The organism is Rhodovulum tesquicola, from assembly GCF_024128855.1.
Classification (GTDB): Bacteria; Pseudomonadota; Alphaproteobacteria; order Rhodobacterales; family Rhodobacteraceae; genus Rhodovulum; species Rhodovulum tesquicola.
In genome coordinates this window covers 52,511-72,704 of the sequence record NZ_JAMYDV010000009.1, presented here as the reverse complement: position 1 = coordinate 72,704, position 20,194 = coordinate 52,511, and the positions used below count along the sequence as shown (strand labels likewise).

Here is a 20,194-nt window from a genome sequence, read left to right as displayed (position 1 = left end):
TCAGCCGCAATAGGCCGCCGCCATCTCGCCGAACCGCTTGTAGCGCTGCCAGAAGGCCGAATCCCGGTCGCGTTTCGACTGGCGCACGACCTGGGCCTGGTGCGGGTCGCGGAAGAACTTCGCCGCCTCGCGCTGGTCGCCGGCACTCAGCGTGATGTCGGCGGCCTGCTGGATGCAGCCGCAGACCCCGCGCGACACGCCGGGACGGTCGGATCCCAGACAGGCCCGCTCGATCGGACCCGCTAGGGCAGGGGTGGACGATACGGCGACCGCCGCCGCAAGCGCAAATGCTCTCATCTGACTGCCTCGTTCCTTGCTGGGGGCCGCTACGGGCGTCTGACGCACCCTCTGTCCGGACCCGGAAACCAGGCCCCATCATAGGCCGGGAAAGCGCAAAATTCAATCGCTCGCGCCGTTCAGGCCGTGTCGATCACATGCGTCGCCACCGCCGCGAAGAACAGCACCGAGGCGACCAGCACGAAGACATGCCAGATCGTGTTGTGATAGGGCAGCCGCTCCCACAGGTAGAACACCATCCCCACCGTATACAGCACGCCCCCCGCCACGATCAGCCCCATCACCACCGGCGACAGCGTCGCGAACAGCCCCCAGCCCGCCACGGCCCCCGCCCAGCCCATCGCCGGATAGAGCGCCAGGTTCACCGCGCGGAACCTGTAGGGGGCCAGCACCCGCAGCCCCGTGCCAGCCGCAGCCGCGGCCCAGAGCCCGGCCAGTAGCCCCGCCCCATGCCCGCCCGAGAGCAGCGTGAAGGGCGTGTAGGTGCCCGCGATCTTCCAGTAGATGGCCGAATGATCCAGCCGCCGCAGGATCGGCGTCCAGTCCGGGTGCTGGACCATGTGATAGAGCGCCGAGAACCCGATCATCGCGAACAGCGCGGCGCCATAGACCGTGATCCCCAGGATCGCCGCCCCATCGCCGCGAAAGACGATGGCCAGCACCACCAGCACCGGAACCCCCACCGCCACCGCGGCCAGCCCCGTGACATGCACCACCGCGTCCGAGATCCGCTCGGCCCGCGAATAGGACGGATATCGCTCACTCATGCCAACCCCCACGTAAAATCGTTGCCCATCCGCGGGCGAGCCTACCACGCCGCCCCGCCTGCGTCAAAATCACGCATATGGGCAAAGCGTTTCAACCTCGTGACCAGATCGTCCGCCACAAGCGCAGGATGCGTGCCCCTTTCCTTCCCGGGCGGGGCCCGTCGCGGATACCGGAGTGCCCGTTGTCCGACCAAGTGCAATGCTGCAGGACTGCATCGCATCCGACAGCGTCGATCGACCCGTATCGAACCGCTCTTCAGCGCGAACGCCTGATGAAACGTGCCGCTCAAGGGATGGTCGTTCAGTGAACGCGCGTCCCTGATCGCGGCACCCGCCAAATGGGGCCACCTAAAATTCTTGCGAGCCGGGCGTCTGACCGGATGTCTTGCAGCAGCGGAAGCCCAGATGGTAGTTCTCGTGGCTTCTCGGGCTCATCACCCGGTCGCCATGCCAGTAGGGCGCGCGCCAGCGGCACCAGTCGGGATGGGCGCGGTACTTGTCCCAGATGAACCAAGATCCCTTCATCTCGGTCACGCCCAGCGTGGTGCTGCCCGCGCTGGCCATCTGGTCGGGGGCCAGCGGCAGATTCATGTGCTCGGCCGCGTTGCCGTTCAGGTCATAGACCTTGAGCGGGCTGGCGCAGCCCGCGAAACTGCCCGCCGGATAGGTGTTCGAGCCGCAATTCTTCCAACCGCCGCCGGGACAGGTCGGGCTTTTCTCGCTGTTCTGGGCGCAGGTGCCGGTCTGGAAGGCGGGGCCATAGCTCCAGCGGGCCGTGCCTTCGTGTTTCGCGTTATGGGCCGCGCGCATCCGGTTCACCGCCGCCGAGGCTGACAGTCCGCGCGCAAGGTCGAAGCGGTAATCGGGCGGCGTGAGTGCGCCCTGGCAGGCGCCTTCCCATTCATGCGCATCGCACAGCCGCTTGCCCTCGGCGGCGCAGATCAGGGCGGCTTCGCGCGCCTTGACCCAGACTACGGGATGGGCGCAGGGGATGTTGGGATATTCGAACTGGTCGATGCAGGCGGTCGCATCCTCGGGGCGCTGCGTGGCGGGGTCGTAGAGCGGCGCCATGAATTTCGCGCCGCAGATCCGTTCGAAGCGGCGGTTGACATGGGCAGCCAGCGCATTGCCGCCCGCGCGGGCGTTGCATTCCGCGCGGGTCATCGCGTGGCGGGTGATGGCGGGGTTGCCTTGGCCCAGCACGGGCGAGGCCGCAAAGATCGCCCGGATCCGGTCAAGCTGCGCCGGGCTGACTCCGCGCGCCTCGGCGATCTCGTCGAACAGGCGCGCGTTGTTCTCGGCCAGCGTCTGCGCGGCAGCCGGAACAGCCCAGACAAGGCAGGCAAGAACGATCGCAAGGCATCTCATTTCGCGGCCCCCTTGCGCAGCAGATAGAAGAAGTCGCGATTGTCGGCAGAACCGACAAAGCGCGGCACCCGGCTGCCATCGGCAGCGCGCGCGTCGATCTGGGCCATGCCCGCGACAAGATGGCGCAGTGCGATGCCGCCGCCGGGGTCCGCGGCATAGGCCGCCATGTAGGTGTGTTCCATCGCGTTCATGTCCAGAAGCATCGCGTAATCGCAGCCATAGGCCTGAAACACCCGCGCCATGGCGGAAGGCGTCGCCGTCGAGAACCAGGCATAGACCAGGAACGGCCCGTTCGGTCCGGGCCGCAGGCAGGCGCCCGCACGCAGCGTCCTGAGTTCGGCCTTGTCCGAGCCCGACCAGTTGCCCGGCAGCCATTGGCGCACCATTGCACCGGGAACGGGCTGGCCGGTCGCGGGGTCAGGCTCGACCAGCGCGACGCCGTTCTGTCGGGCAAAGCGGATCTCGCGCAGCGGCGGGGCGTCCGCGCTGTCCCATGTGCGCATCCCGACCCGGCCATCGGTCAGCACGTAAAGCGTGGCCAGCCCGGGCTGCAACCGGCTGAGCACCGTGCCGTGGACGACGAAGCCGTAATGGTGGCCGTGGTTCGTGGTGGCCAGCGGCCCCGAGCGAAAGGCGCCATGCTCGCGCTTGAAGCCGCCGGTAAAGGTGGCGGCGACGCGGCGCGCCTCGGCCGGGGACAGCATGCCGGTGGGCACCAGCGGATCGGGGCGGGCAAAGCCGTCGGGGCCGGGCAGCGCGCGGTTGCGCGCGGCCTCGGGCGGGCGGGGCGACCAGTCGAGCCGGGGATGTTCGGTGCCGGTCTCGTAGCCCAGATCGAAGAGCGACAGATCGAAGCCCACCAGATAGACATCGGCCTTTGCCTCGACCGGATCGAGCGGATTGGCGCGCTGATCGCCGCGCAGGATGGCGGGCGCGATCATCCGCGGTTGCAACGCCGAGGCATAGATGCCGGGGGCACCGTCGAGCGCGTACCAGGCGCCCATCTCCATCCGCGTGGGGCTGGCGCCGACCAGATCGAAGGTCATCGTGGTATACATCACCGGATGATCGGCCAACCGCGCGCGCCCCAACGCTGCCGCCGCGCGGCCGGGATCGGCATCGGTCACCAGCGCTCCGCTTTCAAGGTAGCGATCCTTGTAGAGCGTGCTTTTCACAAGGCCGACGAGACCTTCGCCGAAGGCGACCTTGTCGCGCAGGAACTCGGCGGTGCGCTCCAGGCTCGTGCGGCTGCCCGCAACCGGGTTGCGCAGATAAAGCAGGTCGCCGCAGACCGGTGCAAAGGGCAGGCCGGTGGCGCGGGCGGCTTCAAGCTCGGGTGTGGTATCTGCCCAGGGACGGCAGAGCCCCTCCCCGCCAAACGAAAGCGCGGGATCGGGACCGCCGGTCAGCGCGATCCGGCGGGCAAGCGGTGCGGGGTTCTCGATGTGATAGGTTTCGCGCCCCTTGCCGGGGCGAAACAGCTCGAGCAGGAACCAGCCGTTCGCACCGGGGTTCAGCGCGGTCAGGGCAAGCCGCGTGCCATCGCCGGCGCGGGCCTCTTGCCGTTTGCGAAAGACCTGAAGCTCGACCACCGAGCGGGCGAGGTCCTCGTTTGCCAGGGCGTTCTGCCGGGCGAGCGTCACGGCGCCCGGATGGCCAGCGGGTTCTGCCGGGGCGAAGCCTGGCCAGAGCGCGAGCGGAAAGACCCCCGCAAGGCGGAGTAGGGCGCGCAACCTATGGAACAAGACGGCAATCATTTCCGCCCGACTGTGCAGAACAGATGTTTAAATGGTGTAACCCCCGGCCTTGCGGAAGCAGGTTCTCCACCCCCAAGCGCAGCCTATTCGGACGAGACGTGACGGCGCAAGACAAGTCCGTTCGCGCGCGGGACCATTCAAGCCACATTGCCGAGTCCCGGGGGGAGGCGACGACCTGCGCGGAGAGCCGGGCGCCGCAGGCGGGGCACCCGGCGTCGCGTTTCAGCGGATCAGGAAGTCTTCGAGCTGGGCGCCTTTCTTCAGCGCCTCTTCCAGCCAGTTCGGGCGTCGTCCCCGCCCGCTCCAGGTTTCCGCTCCATTGGCGGGATTGCGGTATTTCGCGGCCGTCTTGTTGCGTCGGGTCTTTTTCCCGAAAATTTCATCCAGTGAAAAACCGAACTCCTTGGCCTTTTCCTCCAGCGCTGCGCGGGCTTTCGCCTTTTCGCGATCGTTGAACGACGCGATGGCCGTATCCACCTCCTTGCGGAGCTGCTTGAGTTCGGCGAGCGAGAGTTTTTCCAGTTCCTTTGGCATTCAGGTATCCTGCTGCATTGCGTTTCTCTGCCGGTTTCCGTGTCCTGCGTATTCATTGGGCGCAGCACTTGGGAAAATCCACCTGTCATTTTAGACATGGTTCGTGACAAAAGGCGAGGGCGCTTGCAACGGAAAAGCCGTGCAAGGCTCGACGGGGCGTCGATCGGCGAGGAATTGCCGAAAGCGGAAAAACGGCGGAAAGGCGCGGGGTGCTGCCCGATCCGCTCAGAGGCTCTGGTCGTAGGCGCCAACCGCCGGTTCTGTTCGGATCACCGCATCGAGATCGGCGAAGATCGCTCGAAGTTCCGCTTCGCTGTCAGGGCTTTCGCAGACCACCACCAGGTTGGGGGTGTTTGACGAGGCACGCACCAGGCCCCAGCCGCCATTTTCCAGTATCACCCGCGCACCATTGACGGTGACGATATCGGAGATCGTTCGTCCACCCAACGCGCCGCCGCGCGCCTGCAACGCCTGCAATTTCGCCACCACCCGGTCGAGCACGACGTATTTCTCGGTATCGGCGCAAAAGGGCGACATGGTGGGCGAGGAAAAGGTGTGCGGCAATGAACGGCGCAGGTCCGAGAGCGAGCGGCCGGGATTGCGGTCCACCAGCTTGCAGATCTCGACCGCGACCCGCATCCCGCAATCATAGCCCCGCCCGACGGGAGCGGCGAGGAAATAGTGGCCCGATTTCTCGAAGCCCGCCAGCGCGCCGGTGGCATGCACCCGCCGCTTCATGTGGCTGTGGCCGGTCTTCCAGTATTCGGTACTGGCCCCCAGCGCCCGCAATTCCGGGTCGCTGTGGTAAAGGCCGGTCGATTTCACATCGACCACGAATTTTGCACCAGGATACAATCTGGCATAGTCGCGCGCCAGGATCACGCCCATCTTGTCGGCGAAGATCTCCTCGCCTTCTTCGTCCACCACGCCGCAGCGGTCGCCGTCGCCATCGAAGCCCAGCGCCATGTCCGCGTTGCTTTCGCGAACCGCCCGCGCCATGTCGTGCAGCATCTCCATGGCCTCGGGGTTGGGGTTGTAATTGGGGAAGGTGTAATCTAGGTCGCAATGCAGCGGCACCACCTCGACGCCGATCCTTTCGAGGATCTCGGGCGCGAAATCGGAGGCGGTTCCATTGCCGGTGGCGCAGACCACCTTCAGCGGGCGCGACATGCGGAAATCCGCGACGAGGTCATGGATATAGGCCTCGCGCACGCCATCCTCGCGCCGCCAACCGCCGCCGGGCCGGGCCTCGCCCAGCCCGCCAAGCACGATATCGCGCAGCTCGGCCATTTCCTCGGGGCCATGGGTCAGCGGCCGTTCGAACCCCATCTTGACGCCGGTCCAGCCATTCGGATTGTGGCTGGCAGTCACCATCGCGACGGCGGGCGCGTCCAGATGGAACTGGCTGAAATAGGCCATGGGCGAAAGCGCCGGGCCGATGTCGCGCACCGTGATGCCCGCCTGCACCAGCCCCAGAATCAGCGCCTGCTTGATCGCCAGCGAATAGTCGCGGTAATCATTGCCCACCGCGATTTCTGGCCGGATGCCCCGGCGCATCATCTGGGTGCCAAGGCCAAGCCCCAGGGCGGTCATTCCGGGCAGGTTGATTTCCTGCGGATAACGCCAGCGCGCATCGTATTCGCGAAAGCCCGTGGGCGCGATCATCGGGTCACGCAGGAAATCCCAGGTGTTCGGACGAACCTCGGAAAGGGGTCTGGTCATCGGCGGCTCCCTGGCGCGCTGTGGAAATGCGCAGCCGGTCTAGCCGATGGAGCGGGTTCTGCCCAGAGCAAGCACGCGGCAGGTGTCGTGAAGGACCTCGCTACCCGGGCGAACCTGTCGTCCGACCCGCGTGCCGGATCGTGGTCAGCCGAGTGTTACAGAACGCCCCGGCTGCGTGCGATCGAGGCAGCCTGCGAGGGGGTTTGTGCGCCGAGCTTGCGCTTGGCATTGGCCAGCCGCGCCTTGACAGCGCTCATCGAGATGTCGAGTTCGGCCGAGATCTGTTTCAGCCGCATTCCATTGGCCTGCATTCGCAACGCCTCAGTCTCGGCGCGCGTCAGCCGCCGGGGCGGCGTGCCGGACCTGTGCATCTGTGTCAGGAGGGACAGAAGCTCGCGCATCTCGATGCCGGAGAACGGCCGGTCGGGACGGGCGAAACTGCCATAGCTGCGCCGCCCCTTTTCCTCGGTGCAGAGCACGCAGGCCACCGCGCCGTGATGCAGGCCGTATCCGCGCGCCTCGCGCAGGACGCCGCGGGGATCGTCGAGCCCGAGCCGGTCCCAGGAGGTGACGCCGCTATTGGTATAGACCCATTTCAACACCGGATCATGCACGACGAGGCCCTGGACGGTGTAATGCTCGACCCATGCCTCGGGCAGGCGGTTCAGTTCCTCTGCCGGATAGGAGAACCCGACCCGCAACGCCACATAGCATCCCGCTGGGGCAAGTTCATCGAGGCGGTCTGCATAACGCTTGATCTGGCTCATCGGGGCCGTTTCGTGTCCTGTAGTTCAAATTCCGTGGCGGAATGTGTAATGCTCCGTCCTAGCAGGTGGCATCGCAGAAGGCCACTCAACTTTTACGCGAGGTGCCGCCGAGGTCATGGATCGAGTTAACAAGGTTGCGGAACTTCTGACCGCGCTGGACGGGCTTTGCGATACGGGTTTCTCACTGGCCATTCGTATTCGCTATACACGCCCCCTCCTCCTTTATCAGAGCTATTCGCAGGCGTGGAGAGAATTCTATTTCGAGAACGGGCTGCTGATCTCGGATCCGGTGGTGCACTGGGGGATCGCCAATACCGGAGTGCTGATGTGGGACGACCCCACGCTGCAAGATCCTGCGGGAGTGCTTCCGCTGGCGCACCAGTACGGGTTGCGAAACGGCGTCACGATTGCCACCGGGTCGAGCAATTCGCGCACGATCACGGGACATACGCGCTCGTCCGGTCCGTTTACCGAGGATGAGATCGGGCAACTGAAATGCCTGGTCGAGACGCTGCACGAGGTCACCGAGGGGCTGAATGCGCCCGACTGTCCGGAGGTGACGGCGCTGCGCGCGCTTGATTTCGCCTGCTGCTGAGCGGTCCGCCGGATCGCTGCTGCGGCCCGGCGGACGTCACGACCCTGTCACGGGCGCCAGGCTAGGCTCTGCGTGCAATGGCGGGCGGCTGCGGATATGTTTTTCCGATGTCGGCGCAGGGAGGTTGCGGTGCGGGGACGATCTTGGAGCGGGAATGACGTCGGTGCGGCTTTGCGGATTGGGGCAAGGCTATGACCGGGCGCGGCGTGTCCCCGCTGGACCCGTTCGGCCTCGTTCGAAGCGCGTGGCGGGTCAACGAGGTCGCGCTGGGTCATGCTGGTGCGATCGCGCGCGACCAGGGCGAGCATTGGCAGGGGGTATTCACGCAGACAGCGACCGTGATGCGCGCGGCGCGGATGAGCGGGCGGCATGCGACGGCGGCCGACTGGGCCGGGCATTGGCGCGCGTATCTGCGCGATTCGGCCGAACGCGCGGTACTGGCCGCCGATATCTTGCGCCAGCGTGCCGATGCGCTTGCCGCCGCCGAGGCGGAGGGCACCCCCCCCGCGCTGCCCCATGCGCAAGAGCCGGTGATGGAGGCCGAGGGTCTGGCGCGCCCCTGCAACGCGCGGCTGGTCCGGCTGGTGCCTGCCGCCGCGCCCGCGCCGACCGCGCGGCCCGTGCTGTTGGTCGCGCCGCGGATGGGCGGGGCTGACGGGCTGACCGGTGCGGCGGCCGCGGCATTGGCCGCGGGGCTGCCGGTCTATGCGGCCGGGTTTGGCCGTTGCCCGGTGCCGGGCCAGACTGTCGCCGACGTGATCGACGCGCTGGCCGCCTTTGCCGCCGAGATCGCTCGCCGCCACCCTGACGCGCCCGCGCCGCTGGTGCTGGGGCAGGGGCCGGGCGGCTGGTTGCCGCTGGTCCTGTCCGCCGCGCATCCCGGGGCTGCGGGCGCGGTGCTTCTGGACATGGTGGCGCTGGCGCCGGGGCGGTCGTCCGTTGGTGCGGCTCCGTTAGTGGCCGTGGCCGGGATGCTGTCCGATCTGGGTGGCGGGATGTTCGATGGGGCGACGCCCTCGCTGGCCTCCGCGCTGGACGACCCCCGCGGCGCCTGGCTGCGCCCGCTGGCGGGGATTCTGTCCGAGGCCGACCGGGCCGGGCCGCGCGTGGTCGAGGCTGCGCGCCGGGGCGGCGGTCCCGCGCTGATGACCGGCGAGGAGGTGCGCTGGGCCGCCGATGCGCTGCCGCCGGGCGACCGTCTGGCGCGCAATGCGGCGGTGCTGGGCCTTGGCCGCCCGCTCGATCTGCGCGTGATCGCTGCGCCGGTGGTGATCTGTATTCGCCCCGACGATCCCGTCGCCACTCCGGCCGAGGTGCTGGGCTGGCTGGAGCGTGTTTATCCCGATGCCACCGCGATCCGCGCCGCTGGCCAGCGGGTGGTCGTGCTGCGCCATGCCGAGGCGGGGCTGGGGCTTGTGCAGGCGGGCCGCGTGAACGGCCTGCCTGCGCTTGAGGCGGTCGCGGCGCTGGCCCCGGGGCTTTATCTGATGGGCGTGGAAGCCGTCGAGGGGCGGGGGGATGCGCGCCGGGTCGAGCTGTCGCTGGCGCCTTGCGCATTCGACGCGTTGGACGGGGTTGTCCCGGACGCGGATCCCGCCCCCCATGCCGCTGCCGCCCGGGCGTTGCGGATGCAGGCTGAAAGCTGCGAGGCGCTGGCGCCCGCCCTGCGGGCCGCCATTGCCCCACCCATGGCCGAGGCCTCGCGCGCGCTGCACCCGCTGCGGCTGGGCAATGCTGCGATCTCGTCGCGGAACCCCTGGCTCGGGCCGGTGTCGACTGCAGCAGCGCGCATACGCGAGACGCGCCAGCCCGCCGCGCCCGACAATCCCTTTGTCTGGGTCGAGCGGATGGGGTTTGAACTGGCGGGGAATTGGCTGGATCTGGGCGCGGCGATGCGCAGAGCGGCGGTCGAGACGGGCTTTCACGCGGTTTGGGGCGCGCCCTGGATACGGGCCTTCGGTGCCGTTGCGTGGCCCAAGGCGGTACAGGAACAAGCGTCCGAAGCCCCCCGCGCCAAGGCGCTGGGCGACTCGGTCCGGACAAGGGAAACCGCTGCCGAATGAGGGCCGAATGAAAATCGAGGAAAACCGCGTCTTCGACGAGATTGCCATAGGCGACAGCGCCGAGATCGTGCGCATCTGCACAGAAGACGACTTCTACGTCTTCGCTTCCGCCTCGGGCAATCACAATCCCATGCATCTCGCGGGGCATGACGGCGATGGCGACGGCATGCCCGAGGCGGTGGCGCCGGCGATGTGGGTGGGCTCGCTGGTCTCGGCGGTGATCGGCAACATCCTGCCCGGCGCGGGCACGCTTTACCGCGCGCAGTCGCTGCGCTTTCAGGGCCGCGCCCATGCGGGTGACGAACTGGTGGCGCGGGTCACCGTCACCGACAAGCGCCCGCCCGACGGGCTGGTGATGGCGACCGAGGTGAGCCGACGCTCGGATGGCGCGACGATCCTGACCGGCGAGGCCGAGGTTCAGGCGCCCGCCCGCAAGATGCGGTTCGACGATCTGGAGATCCCCGGCCTGCTGATAGAGCGCCACCGCCATTTCGACGCGATCATTTCGCGTGCCGAACCGCTGCCGCCGCTGCCGACGGCGGTGATCGCGCCCGAGGAACCGAAATCGCTGGGCGGCGCGCTGCTGGGGGCGCGGCACACGATCATCGCCCCGATCCTGATCGGCGACCCGGCGAAGATCGCGGCGGCCGCGCGCGAAATTGGCGCCTCGCTCGACGGGATCGAGATCGTCGAGGCGGCAGATCACCTTACCGCGGCAAATATTGCCGTCGACCTGGTGGCGCAGGGTCGGGCGGCGGCGCTGATGAAGGGGCATCTGCATACGGATGTCATGCTCAAGGCAGCCCTGCGGAAGGAAAACGGCCTTCGCTCGGGCCGCCGCTTCACCCATGTCTTCGTGATGGACGTCCCCGGCGTCGCCCACCCGCTGCTGGTCACCGACGCCGCGATCAACATAGCTCCCGATCTGCGCACCAAGATGGACATCGTCCAGAACGCCATCGACCTTGCGATCTCGATCGGGATCGAGGTTCCCAAGGTGGGGGTGCTGTCGGCGGTCGAGACGGTGAACCCCGACATTCCGTCCTCGCTGGACGCGGCGCTTCTGTCCAAGATGGCCGAGCGCGGCCAGATCACCGGTGGCCTTGTCGACGGGCCGCTTGCCATGGACAACGCGGTCGACATCGCCGCGGCGCGCACCAAGGGGATCAAGGGCCAGGTCGCAGGGCGTGCCGAGGTGCTGGTGGTGCCGAACATCGATGCCGGCAACATGCTGGCAAAGCAGCTGGCCTATATCAGTCATGCCGAGGGGGCGGGCGTGGTGATGGGCGCGCGGGTGCCGATCATCCTGAACTCGCGGTCGGATGACGACAAGGCGCGGCTTGCCTCCTGCGCGGTGGCGGCGCTGCACGAGGCGCGGCTGGCGGGCCGGTTGCCAACGGGCGAACTGGCGGCCGGGCGGGCGGCGGAATAGGCGATGACGGATATCCTGACGCTGAATGCAGGCTCGTCTTCGCTGAAATTCGGCCTGTTCGAACTGGACAATCCCGGGGCGGAGCCCGTGGCGCAGATCCTGGGCGAGATCGACCGGATCGGCAACGGGCCGCATATGCGGGCGCGCAGTGCCGCGGGTGCGGTGCTGTCGGATGCTCCGCTTTCCTCCGAAGACGCGGCCGATCACGCCTGCGCGCTGGAACGCGTGCTGGAGTTGATCGCGCGCGCCCGACCCGGGGCGGCAATCGACGCGGTGGGGCATCGCATCGTGCATGGCGGGCCGGACCATGCCGTGCCCGTCCGGCTGACCCCGGAAGTGCTGGACGCGCTGGCCCGGCTGGAGCCGCTGGCGCCCTTGCACCAGCCGCATAACCTTGCCGGTGTGCGCGCTGCGCTGGCGGCCTTTCCGCAGGCGGTCCAGGTCGCCTGTTTCGACACGGCCTTTCACCGCCATCACCCCTGGGTGAACGACACGTTCGGGCTGCCGCGCGCTTATTACGACAAGGGCGTGCGGCGCTACGGCTTTCACGGGCTCAGCTATGACTACATCGCCGGGCGGCTGACCCAGATTGCGCCGCACCTGCATGCGGGCCGGGTGATCGTCGCGCATCTGGGCAACGGGGCGTCGATGTGCGGGATGATCGGCGGGCGCTCGATCGCCTCGTCGATGGGGTTCTCGGCGCTGGACGGGCTGCCGATGGGCACGCGCTGCGGCCAGCTCGATCCGGGCGTGGTGCTCTACCTAATGCAGCACGAGGGCATGGGCGCGGACGAGATCGCGGACCTGCTTTATCGCCGCTCGGGGCTTCTTGGGGTGTCGGGGCTCTCGCATGACATGCGCGAACTGGAGGCCGCCGGGACCGACCCCGCGTATCAGGCGATCGGCTATTTCGTCTTCCGCATCCGCCGCGAACTGGGCGGGCTGTCGGCCGCGCTGGGGGGGCTGGATGCGCTGGTCTTCTGCGGCGGAATTGGCGAGAACTCGGTCCATATCCGGCAAAAGGTCTGCGAGGGCATGGGCTGGATCGGGATGGAGCTTGACGAACTGCGCAACCGCAGGGGCGAGACCGTGATCAGCACCGATCTCAGCCGGGTGCGTGTGCTGGTGATCCCTACCGACGAGGAAATCGTGATCGCACGGGCGGCGCGCGACATGCTGGGGCAGATCGGCTGAAGGCGATCTTGCACGGACCACCGGGCCGGTGCCTTGATACCGATCAACGCGCATGGGGCTTCGGCCTGCCTAGGTTGACGTCAAAGGGACGTCACGCCGAGGGGAGGACGGAAGATGGCCCAGCATGTGGCTTGGTTCGAAGACCTTCGCCGTCGCGATGTCGCCCGCGTGGGCGGCAAGAATTCTTCGCTCGGCGAGATGGTGGCGGCGCTGGCCGGTCAGGGCATCAAGGTGCCGGACGGTTTCGCTACCACGGCCGACGCCTATCGCGCCTTTCTTCGGCACAACGATCTCGAGGCGCGCATCGCGGCAACGCTGGCGGCGCTTGCGGGCCACCGGATCGAACTGGCCGAGGCGGGCGACAGGATCCGCCGGATGATCCGCGACGGCGAGTGGCCCGAGGACATCGCGGGTGAGATCCGCGCGGCTTATGCCGAACTTTGCCGCCGCGAGGGACGGGAGGCGGTGGCCGTCGCGGTGCGCTCATCGGCCACGGCCGAGGATCTGCCCGATGCCAGTTTCGCGGGCCAGCAGGAGACGTTCCTGAACATTCGCGGCGCCGATGCGCTTCTGGCGGCCTGTCGGCGCTGCTTTGCCTCGCTGTTCACCGACCGGGCGATCGCCTACCGTCGGCTGAAAGGATTCGATCATGGGCAGGTGGCGCTGTCGGTCGGCGTGCAACGGATGGTGCGCGCCGATACGGGCGGCGCGGGGGTGATGTTCTCGCTGGACACCGAAACGGGCTATCCCGACCTCGTGCTGATCAACGCCGCCTGGGGGCTGGGCGAGAATGTGGTCCAGGGCGCGGTGACGCCCGACGAATACCAGGTCTACAAGCCCTTCCTCGACCGGCCCGGAGTGGTGCCAATCCTCGAAAAGGGACTGGGGGCCAAGGAAAAGAAGATGATCTATGGCACGGGCGGGCAGACTACCCGGAACGTGCCGACCTCGAAGGCGGAGCGGGGCCGCTTCGTTCTGTCGGATGCCGAGATCCTCGACCTCGCGCGCATGGCCGTAACGATCGAGCGGCATTACGGCATGCCGATGGACATGGAATGGGCGCGCGACGGCGAGACGGGCGAGCTCTTCATCGTGCAGGCCCGCCCCGAAACCGTGCAGTCCCGCGCCGATGCGGCGGGCTTCCGCAGCTACAGTGTGCACGACAAGGGCAAGACGCTGCTGACCGGGTTGTCCGTGGGGGCTGCCGTCGCCACCGGCCCCGTCTGCGTGATCGACTGCGCCAAGGACATCGACCGGTTCGTGGACGGCGCGATCCTTGTCACCTCGATCACCGACCCCGACTGGGTGCCGATCATGAAGCGCGCGGCGGCCATCGTGACCGACCACGGGGGCCGCACCAGCCACGCCGCCATCGTCAGCCGCGAGCTGGGCCTGCCCGCCATCGTCGGCACCGGCAATGCCACCCACATGCTGCACGACGAGCAGGAGGTGACGGTCTCCTGCGCCGAGGGCGAGACGGGCTATGTCTACGAGGGCCTCGCGCGCTATTCGGTCGAGGACATCGCGCTTTCGGACGTGGCCCAGACGCGCACGCGGGTGATGCTGAACACGGCCAACCCCTCGGCCGCGATCCGCTGGTGGCGGCTGCCCGCCGGGGGGGTGGGCCTTGCCCGGATGGAATTCGTCGTCAACAACGCGATCAAGGCGCATCCCATGGCGCTGATCCATCCCGAGCGGCTGGACGAGGAGACCCGCGCGAAGGTCGCGGACCTTGTGTCAGGATTTCAGGACAACCGTCAGTTCTTCATCGAGAAACTCTCCATGGGTCTGTCGCGGAACGCGGCCCCGGTCTATCCCGAACCGGTCATCGTGCGGATGAGCGACTTCAAGACCAATGTATATGCCGAACTGCTGGGCGGCGCGGGCTTCGAGCCGAAGGAAGAGAACCCGATGATCGGCTTCCGCGGCGCATCACGCTACTATTCAGAGGCTTACGCGCCGGGCTTCGCGCTGGAATGTCAGGCGATCAGGCGGCTGCGCGAGGAAATGGGGTTCGACAACGTCATCGTCATGATCCCCTTCTGCCGCACCCCCGAGGAGGCCGACCGCGTTCTTGAAGTCATGGCTGCAAATGGCTTGAAACGCGGGGAAAAGGGGTTGCAGGTCTACGTGATGTGCGAGGTGCCGTCGAACGTCATTCTGGCCGAGGACTTCGCGCGCCGCTTCGACGGCTTTTCAATCGGGTCGAACGACCTCACGCAGTTGACGCTGGGGGTGGACCGCGACTCCGAGGCGCTGGCGGCGCTTTTCGACGAAAGGAACGCCGCCGTGCAGTGGATGATCCGCTCGGTGATCGAGCGGGCGCATGCGGTGGGCTGCAAGGTCGGCTTCTGCGGGCAGGCGCCCTCGAACGACCCGGGGTTCGCCCGGCTTCTGGTGGGCTACGGCATCGACACGATCTCGGTCACGCCCGACAGTTTTCTCGCCGTGAAGCGCAACGTGGCCGAGGCCGAGCGCATGGGCTGAGCGACGAAGGCCATGGGAGGAGGAGACATGGCGTTCGAGACGATCACGAAACCCGAGGACGTCCGCGCAAGTGCCGCGCTGACCGAGGACATCCGTGCGCGCTTCACCTGGGACGATGCCCGCGCGATGCTGGCCGGGCTGCCCGGCGGCAAGCTCAACATCGCGCACGAGGCGCTGGACGCCCATGTCGCGGCGGGCCACGGGGCCGACCCGGCGATGACCTGGCTCGGCAAGGACGGGGCGCGGCGCGCGTTCACCTATGCCGATCTCGCGGGCCAGACCGCGCGCTTTGCCCATGTGCTGCGCGCCCACGGGCTGGGTGTCGGCGACCGGGTCTTCGGCCTGATGGGCCGCGAGGTGGAGCTTTTCGTCGCCGCATTGGGCACGCTGAAGGCGGGGATGGTGTTCTCGCCGCTTTTCTCGGCCTTCGGGCCGGAACCGATCCGCACCCGGATGGAGATCGGCGCGGCGAACGCGCTGGTCACCACTGCGGCGATCTACAAGCGCAAGATTGCGGAATGGTGGCGGGACTTGCCGTCCCTCAGGCTGATCCTGATCGTCGGCGACGACGCCCCCGAGGGCTGCGTGGCCCTTGGCCCCGCGATGGCGGCGGCCTCCGACACGTTCGCCCCCGTGCCGATGGACCCCGAGGACACGGCGCTGATCCATTTCACCTCCGGCACGACGGGACAGCCCAAGGGGGCCGTCCATGTCCACGGTGCGGTCGCCTGGCACGCGATGACGGGGCGCTACGCCCTCGAGATGCGGGCCGGCACGCGCTACTGGTGCACCGCCGATCCGGGCTGGGTGACGGGGACCTCCTACGGGATCATCGCGCCCCTCGTGAACCGGGTGCACATGCTGATGGACGAAGGCGAATTCGACCTCGACCGGTGGTATTCGACCCTTCAGGACGAGCGGATCGAGGTCTGGTACACCGCGCCCACCGCGATCCGGATGATGATGCGGGCGGGCGACGCGGCGGCGAAACCCTACGACTTCTCCGCGCTCCGCTTCCTCGCCAGCGTCGGCGAACCGCTGAACCCCGAGGCGGTGGTCTGGGGCAACCGCGTGTTCGGCCGTCCGTTCCACGACAACTGGTGGCAGACCGAGACGGGCGGCATCGTCATCGCCAACACGCAAGCGATGGACATCAAGCCCGGCTCGATGGGCAAGCCGCTGCCGGGGCAGGTGGCGGGGATCGTCGAACGGGACGGCGACGGCGTGCGCGAATTCGGCGAGGGCGAGATCGGCGAACTGGCGCTGCGCCCCGGCTGGCCCTCGATGATGCGCGCCTATCTCCACGAACAGGCCCGCTACGACAAGGCCTTCGTCGGCGGCTGGTATCTGACCGGCGATCTGGCGATGCGCGATGCGGACGGCTATTTCTGGTTCGTCGGCCGCGCCGACGACCTGATCAAGACCTCGGGCCACCTGATCGGCCCCTTCGAGGTCGAAAGCGCGCTGATCGAGCATGAGGCGGTGGCCGAGGCCGCCGTGATCGGCCTGCCGGACGAGACCGCGGGCGAGGTCGTGCGCGCCTATGTCTGCCTGAACCCCGGATTCGAACCATCTGAAGAAATCGAAAAATCCATCCGCGGCCATGCGCGCAGGCGGCTTGGCCCCGCGGTCGCGCCGCGCGAGGTGGTGTTCCGCAAGACGCTGCCGAAAACCCGCTCGGGAAAGACCATGCGCAGGCTGTTGAAGGCGCGCGAGATGGGCTTGCCCGAGGGCGACATTTCCACGCTGGAGAGCGACGAGACATGACCGGCGACAAGCCCCACCTGACGCGCGCCCATGTGCTGGACCTGCTTCGCCACATGATCCGCATCCGCCGCTTCGAGGACCGCTGCGCGGAACTTTACACGCGAGAGAAGATCCGCGGCTTCCTGCATCTCTACGACGGGGAAGAGGCGATCGCCTCGGGCGTCATCCCGGTTCTGGGACCGGGCGACCGGATCGTGGCGACCTACCGCGAACACGGCCACGCGCTGGCCCGCGGCGTGCCGATGGAAGCCGTCATGGCCGAGATGTTCGGCAAGGCCACCGGCGCATCTGGCGGGCGGGGCGGGTCGATGCACATCTTCGATGCCGCGCGCAACTTCTACGGCGGCAATGCCATTGTCGGCGGCGGGCTGCCGCTGGCGGTGGGGCTGGCGCTCGCCGACCGGATGCAGGACGCCCCCCACGTCACGGCGTGTTTCTTCGGCGAGGGGGCGGTGGCCGAGGGCGAGTTCAACGAATCGATGAACCTCGCGGCGCTCTGGGGCCTGCCCGTCCTTTTTGTCTGTGAGAACAACGGCTACGCGATGGGCTCGGCGCTGGCGCGCACCGAGGCGCAGACGCAGTTGACCGCCAAGGCCGAAAGCTACGGGATGGAGGCCCACCAGGTCGATGGCATGGACGTGGTCGCGATCGAGGCCGCGACCCGTCGCGCGCTCGCCCGCATCCGCGAGACCGCCAGGCCAGTGTTTCTGGAGGCGAAGACCTACCGTTTCCGCGCGCATTCGATGTTCGACGCCCAGCTTTACCGCGACAAGGCCGAGGTCGAGGACTGGCGGCAGAAGGGCCCGATCGTGCGATTCCAGGGCTGGCTGCTGGAAACAGGCCTCGCCCACGAGGAAGACGTTGCCCGGATCGAGGCCGAGGTCGCCGCCGAGATCGACGCTGCCGTGGCCTTTGCCGAGGCGGCGGAGTGGGAGCCGGTCGAGAATCTGACCCGCCACGTCATGGCCGAGGACCGCCCGCCGCCGCCACCCGCCGCCCAACCCTCGGGCCGGACCGTCACGATGACCTACCGCGAGGCGGTGAAACAGGCGATCCGCGACGCGCTGATCCGCGACGACAGGGTGTTCCTGATGGGCGAGGACGTGGGCGCCTATGGCGGCTGCTATGCCGTGTCCAAGGGCCTGATGGCCGAGTTCGGCCAGGACCGCATCCGCGACACGCCCTTGTCCGAGTCGGGCTTCACCGGGGCGGGGATCGGGGCGGCGGTGGCGGGGATGCGCCCGATTGTCGAGGTGATGACGGTGAACTTCTCGCCCCTGGCGCTCGACCAGATCCTGAACACGGCGGCCACCCTGCGGCACATGTCCGGCGGGCAGTTCGCTTGCCCGGTGGTGATCCGCATGGCCACCGGCGCGGGGCGGCAACTTGCGGCCCAGCATTCCCATAGCCTCGAAGGCTGGTTCGCCCATATCCCCGGCCTGCGCGTGCTGGCGCCCGCCACGCTGGAGGATGCCCGCGGCATGCTCTGGACCGCGCTTCAGGATCCCGACCCGGTGCTGATCTTCGAGAACGTCATGCTCTACAACCGCGAGGGCCGGATCGACGAAGCCGTGGGGCCGGTCGGGATCGACCTCGCGGCGATCAGGCGCCCCGGCCGGGACGTGAGCCTCATCACCTACGGCGGCTCGCTGTTCAAGGTGCTGGAGGCGGCCGAGGCGCTGGCGGGCGAGGGCATCGAGGCCGAAGTGATCGACCTGCGGTCCTTGCGCCCGCTCGACGAGGACACCATCGCCGAGAGCGTCACCCGCACCCGCCGCGCCGTCGTGGTGGACGAGGGCTGGCGCTCGGGCTCGCTGGCCGCCGAGATCATGGCCCGTATCGCCGAGCGGTGTTTCTGGTCGCTGGATGCACCGCTGGTCCGGGTCTGTGCCGAGGAGGTGCCGATCCCCTATCCCAAACACCTGGAAGAGGCTGCGATCCCGCAGGTGGTGGGCATTGTCGCTGTCGTCCGGGGGGTGATGGGGAGGTAGCGATGGGGTTGTTCACCATGCCGTCCCTTGGTGCCGACATGGAGGCGGGCACCCTGACCGAATGGCTGGTCGGCCCCGGCGACAGGGTGCGGCGAGGCGATATCGTGGCGGTGGTCGAGACCCAGAAGGGGGCGATCGAGATCGAGATCTTCGAGGAGGGCACTGTCGAACGGCTGGAGGCGGAGATTGGCCAGACGCTGACCGTCGGCGCGCCGCTGGCGCGGATCCGGGGGGCGGGGGAGGCGGCCGAACCGGGGACGGCGCGGTGGACGGAGGTCGTCGCGCCGGAACCGGCTGCGCCCGAAACGCCAGAGCCGCAGCCGCAACGCCCGGCTGCCCGGGGCCTTGCGGCGTCGCCTGCAGCGCGGGAGCTGGCGGCAGAACGCGGGATCGCGTTGGCGACGGTGACGGGCACGGGCCCCGGCGGGGCGATCCTGCTGGCCGATGTCGAGCGGGCGCAGGCGGTCGCGCAAGAAGCCCCCGACCCGCGCGCCGGGATGCGCAAGGCGATTGCGTCTGCCATGGCAAAGTCGAAACGCGAGATCCCGCATTACTATCTGGCCCACCGGATCGACCTTCAGGCATCGACGGACTGGCTCTCCGCGCAGAACGCCGCGCGCCCGCCCGAGGACCGGCTGTTGATGGGGGCGCTGATCGCCCGCGCGGTGGCGCGGGCGGCGGCATTGGTGCCTGCGGTCAATGGTCATTACGGCGAAGAGGGGTTCCGGCCCGCGGCAGCTGTGCATCTGGGATTGGCAGTGGCGCTGCGCGGCGGCGGGCTGATCGCGCCCGCGATCCTTGACGCGCATCTGCTGAAGCTTGACGCGATGATGGCGGCGATGCGCGATCTGGTCGCGCGCGCCCGGGCCGGACGGCTGCGCAGTTCGGAACTGACGGAGGGCACGATCACGCTGTCGAGCCTGGGTGAGACCGGGGTCGAGGTGATGGCGGGTATCATCTACCCGCCCCAGGTGGCGCTTGTGGGCTTTGGCGCGCCCCGGCCCGAGCCCATGGTGCATGAAGGCGTGGTGACGATCCGCCAGAGCGTCACCGCGACACTGGCCGCCGATCACCGCGTCAGCGACGGACGGATCGGTGCACGTTTCCTGCTGGAGATCGACCGGCACTTGCAACATCCGGAGGAGCCATGACCGAAGACGAGATCCGTGCAGCCTACCTGACCGCGCTCACCTCGGTTGCGCCCGATATCGAAGCGGAAGCGATCGGACCCGACGACCATCTGCAGGAAGATCTGGAGCTTGACTCGATGGATGTGCTGAACCTTGTGGCGGTGCTGCAGAAGGCGCTCGGGGTGGATATCCCCGAGCGGGACTGTCCGCAGATCGCGACTCTGGCGCTGGCGGTGGGCTATCTCGGGCGGCGGCTTGCGGGGTGAGGGGCGGCTCCCGCCCCCGGCCGGCGCGGGGCGTTCGCCCCGCTTGTTTGGGGTTGG

The 20,194-nt window shown here is 68.1% G+C and carries 16 protein-coding genes; 9 read left to right on the top strand and 7 right to left on the bottom strand.

The features are described from left to right. The 7 genes from NHN26_RS09750 to NHN26_RS09720 all read right to left on the bottom strand — a co-directional run bounded on the left by NHN26_RS09750 (position 1) and on the right by NHN26_RS09720 (position 7,212). Positions 1-297 carry a hypothetical protein gene (locus NHN26_RS09750; RefSeq protein ID WP_132694896.1) on the bottom strand — a complete coding sequence of 99 codons (297 nt, stop codon included), beginning with the start codon at positions 295-297 and terminating at the stop codon, positions 1-3. Positions 298-416: 119 nt separating this feature from the next. Beyond that, positions 417-1,064, bottom strand: coding sequence for a PAQR family membrane homeostasis protein TrhA (gene trhA, locus NHN26_RS09745; protein ID WP_253089290.1), 648 nt, complete (start codon positions 1,062-1,064; stop codon positions 417-419). Between the two features lie 348 nt (positions 1,065-1,412). Continuing rightward, entirely contained in the window at positions 1,413-2,432 is a 1,020-nt protein-coding gene (locus tag NHN26_RS09740; protein ID WP_253089289.1) for a hypothetical protein, read from the bottom strand. Further along, on the bottom strand, positions 2,429-4,165 hold the full coding sequence (locus NHN26_RS09735) for a hypothetical protein (protein WP_253089288.1): 1,737 nt from the start codon (positions 4,163-4,165) through the stop codon (positions 2,429-2,431). The genes NHN26_RS09740 and NHN26_RS09735 overlap by 4 nt, the downstream gene beginning before the upstream one ends. Positions 4,166-4,411: 246 nt before the next feature. Then, positions 4,412-4,723 (bottom strand): H-NS histone family protein, encoded by a 312-nt coding sequence (locus tag NHN26_RS09730; protein ID WP_253089287.1) that lies wholly within the window; start codon positions 4,721-4,723, stop codon positions 4,412-4,414. A gap of 225 nt (positions 4,724-4,948) precedes the next feature. Continuing rightward, positions 4,949-6,445, bottom strand: a complete 1,497-nt coding sequence (locus NHN26_RS09725; RefSeq protein WP_253089286.1) for a phosphomannomutase/phosphoglucomutase — start codon at positions 6,443-6,445, stop codon at positions 4,949-4,951. 155 nt (positions 6,446-6,600) lie between these two features. Next, positions 6,601-7,212: a helix-turn-helix transcriptional regulator gene (locus NHN26_RS09720; RefSeq protein ID WP_253089285.1), complete on the bottom strand. Its 612-nt coding sequence runs from the start codon at positions 7,210-7,212 to the stop codon at positions 6,601-6,603. A 115-nt stretch (positions 7,213-7,327) separates the two neighbouring features. Between NHN26_RS09720 and NHN26_RS09715 the strand changes: the two genes are divergently transcribed. The 9 genes from NHN26_RS09715 to NHN26_RS09675 all read left to right on the top strand — a co-directional run bounded on the left by NHN26_RS09715 (position 7,328) and on the right by NHN26_RS09675 (position 20,137). Beyond that, entirely contained in the window at positions 7,328-7,807 is a 480-nt protein-coding gene (locus NHN26_RS09715) for an autoinducer binding domain-containing protein (protein ID WP_253089284.1), read from the top strand. Positions 7,808-7,998: 191 nt separating this feature from the next. Next, a complete protein-coding gene (locus NHN26_RS09710) occupies positions 7,999-9,870 on the top strand; it encodes a DUF3141 domain-containing protein (RefSeq protein WP_253089283.1) in 1,872 nt (623 codons plus the stop codon). Between the two features lie 7 nt (positions 9,871-9,877). Beyond that, the gene (locus tag NHN26_RS09705; RefSeq protein ID WP_253089282.1) at positions 9,878-11,302 is read left to right on the top strand and encodes a bifunctional enoyl-CoA hydratase/phosphate acetyltransferase; all 1,425 of its coding nucleotides are present in this window, start codon (positions 9,878-9,880) and stop codon (positions 11,300-11,302) included. A gap of 3 nt (positions 11,303-11,305) precedes the next feature. Next, a complete protein-coding gene (locus tag NHN26_RS09700; protein WP_253089281.1) occupies positions 11,306-12,496 on the top strand; it encodes an acetate/propionate family kinase in 1,191 nt (396 codons plus the stop codon). 114 nt (positions 12,497-12,610) lie between these two features. Next, the gene (gene ppsA, locus NHN26_RS09695; RefSeq protein ID WP_253089280.1) at positions 12,611-14,983 is read left to right on the top strand and encodes a phosphoenolpyruvate synthase; all 2,373 of its coding nucleotides are present in this window, start codon (positions 12,611-12,613) and stop codon (positions 14,981-14,983) included. A gap of 27 nt (positions 14,984-15,010) precedes the next feature. Beyond that, positions 15,011-16,750 carry an acetate--CoA ligase gene (gene acsA, locus NHN26_RS09690; RefSeq protein WP_253089279.1) on the top strand — a complete coding sequence of 580 codons (1,740 nt, stop codon included), beginning with the start codon at positions 15,011-15,013 and terminating at the stop codon, positions 16,748-16,750. Beyond that, complete coding sequence (gene pdhA, locus NHN26_RS09685) at positions 16,747-18,741, top strand: pyruvate dehydrogenase (acetyl-transferring) E1 component subunit alpha (RefSeq protein ID WP_253089278.1); 1,995 nt, start codon at positions 16,747-16,749, stop codon at positions 18,739-18,741. Before acsA ends, pdhA begins: the two co-directional genes overlap by 4 nt. Positions 18,742-18,743: 2 nt before the next feature. Beyond that, on the top strand, positions 18,744-19,892 hold the full coding sequence (locus NHN26_RS09680; RefSeq protein WP_253089277.1) for a dihydrolipoamide acetyltransferase family protein: 1,149 nt from the start codon (positions 18,744-18,746) through the stop codon (positions 19,890-19,892). Then, entirely contained in the window at positions 19,889-20,137 is a 249-nt protein-coding gene (locus NHN26_RS09675) for an acyl carrier protein (RefSeq protein ID WP_253089276.1), read from the top strand. The genes NHN26_RS09680 and NHN26_RS09675 overlap by 4 nt, the downstream gene beginning before the upstream one ends. The last annotated feature ends 57 nt before the right edge of the window (positions 20,138-20,194 follow it).

What these genes read in the sequence shown, in the direction of transcription:
- NHN26_RS09710 (WP_253089283.1), top strand. Translation starts at nt 7,999, where the DNA reads ATGACCGGGCGCGGCGTGTCCCCGCTGGACCCGTTCGGCCTCGTTCGA.
- NHN26_RS09725 (WP_253089286.1), bottom strand. Translation starts at nt 6,445, where the DNA reads ATGACCAGACCCCTTTCCGAGGTTCGTCCGAACACCTGGGATTTCCTG.
- NHN26_RS09720 (WP_253089285.1), bottom strand. Translation starts at nt 7,212, where the DNA reads ATGAGCCAGATCAAGCGTTATGCAGACCGCCTCGATGAACTTGCCCCA.
- NHN26_RS09740 (WP_253089289.1), bottom strand. Translation starts at nt 2,432, where the DNA reads ATGAGATGCCTTGCGATCGTTCTTGCCTGCCTTGTCTGGGCTGTTCCG.
- acsA (WP_253089279.1), top strand. Translation starts at nt 15,011, where the DNA reads ATGGCGTTCGAGACGATCACGAAACCCGAGGACGTCCGCGCAAGTGCC.
- NHN26_RS09680 (WP_253089277.1), top strand. Translation starts at nt 18,744, where the DNA reads ATGGGGTTGTTCACCATGCCGTCCCTTGGTGCCGACATGGAGGCGGGC.
- NHN26_RS09750 (WP_132694896.1), bottom strand. Translation starts at nt 297, where the DNA reads ATGAGAGCATTTGCGCTTGCGGCGGCGGTCGCCGTATCGTCCACCCCT.
- NHN26_RS09700 (WP_253089281.1), top strand. Translation starts at nt 11,306, where the DNA reads ATGACGGATATCCTGACGCTGAATGCAGGCTCGTCTTCGCTGAAATTC.
- NHN26_RS09705 (WP_253089282.1), top strand. Translation starts at nt 9,878, where the DNA reads ATGAAAATCGAGGAAAACCGCGTCTTCGACGAGATTGCCATAGGCGAC.
- NHN26_RS09730 (WP_253089287.1), bottom strand. Translation starts at nt 4,723, where the DNA reads ATGCCAAAGGAACTGGAAAAACTCTCGCTCGCCGAACTCAAGCAGCTC.
- NHN26_RS09675 (WP_253089276.1), top strand. Translation starts at nt 19,889, where the DNA reads ATGACCGAAGACGAGATCCGTGCAGCCTACCTGACCGCGCTCACCTCG.
- trhA (WP_253089290.1), bottom strand. Translation starts at nt 1,064, where the DNA reads ATGAGTGAGCGATATCCGTCCTATTCGCGGGCCGAGCGGATCTCGGAC.
- ppsA (WP_253089280.1), top strand. Translation starts at nt 12,611, where the DNA reads ATGGCCCAGCATGTGGCTTGGTTCGAAGACCTTCGCCGTCGCGATGTC.
- pdhA (WP_253089278.1), top strand. Translation starts at nt 16,747, where the DNA reads ATGACCGGCGACAAGCCCCACCTGACGCGCGCCCATGTGCTGGACCTG.
- NHN26_RS09715 (WP_253089284.1), top strand. Translation starts at nt 7,328, where the DNA reads ATGGATCGAGTTAACAAGGTTGCGGAACTTCTGACCGCGCTGGACGGG.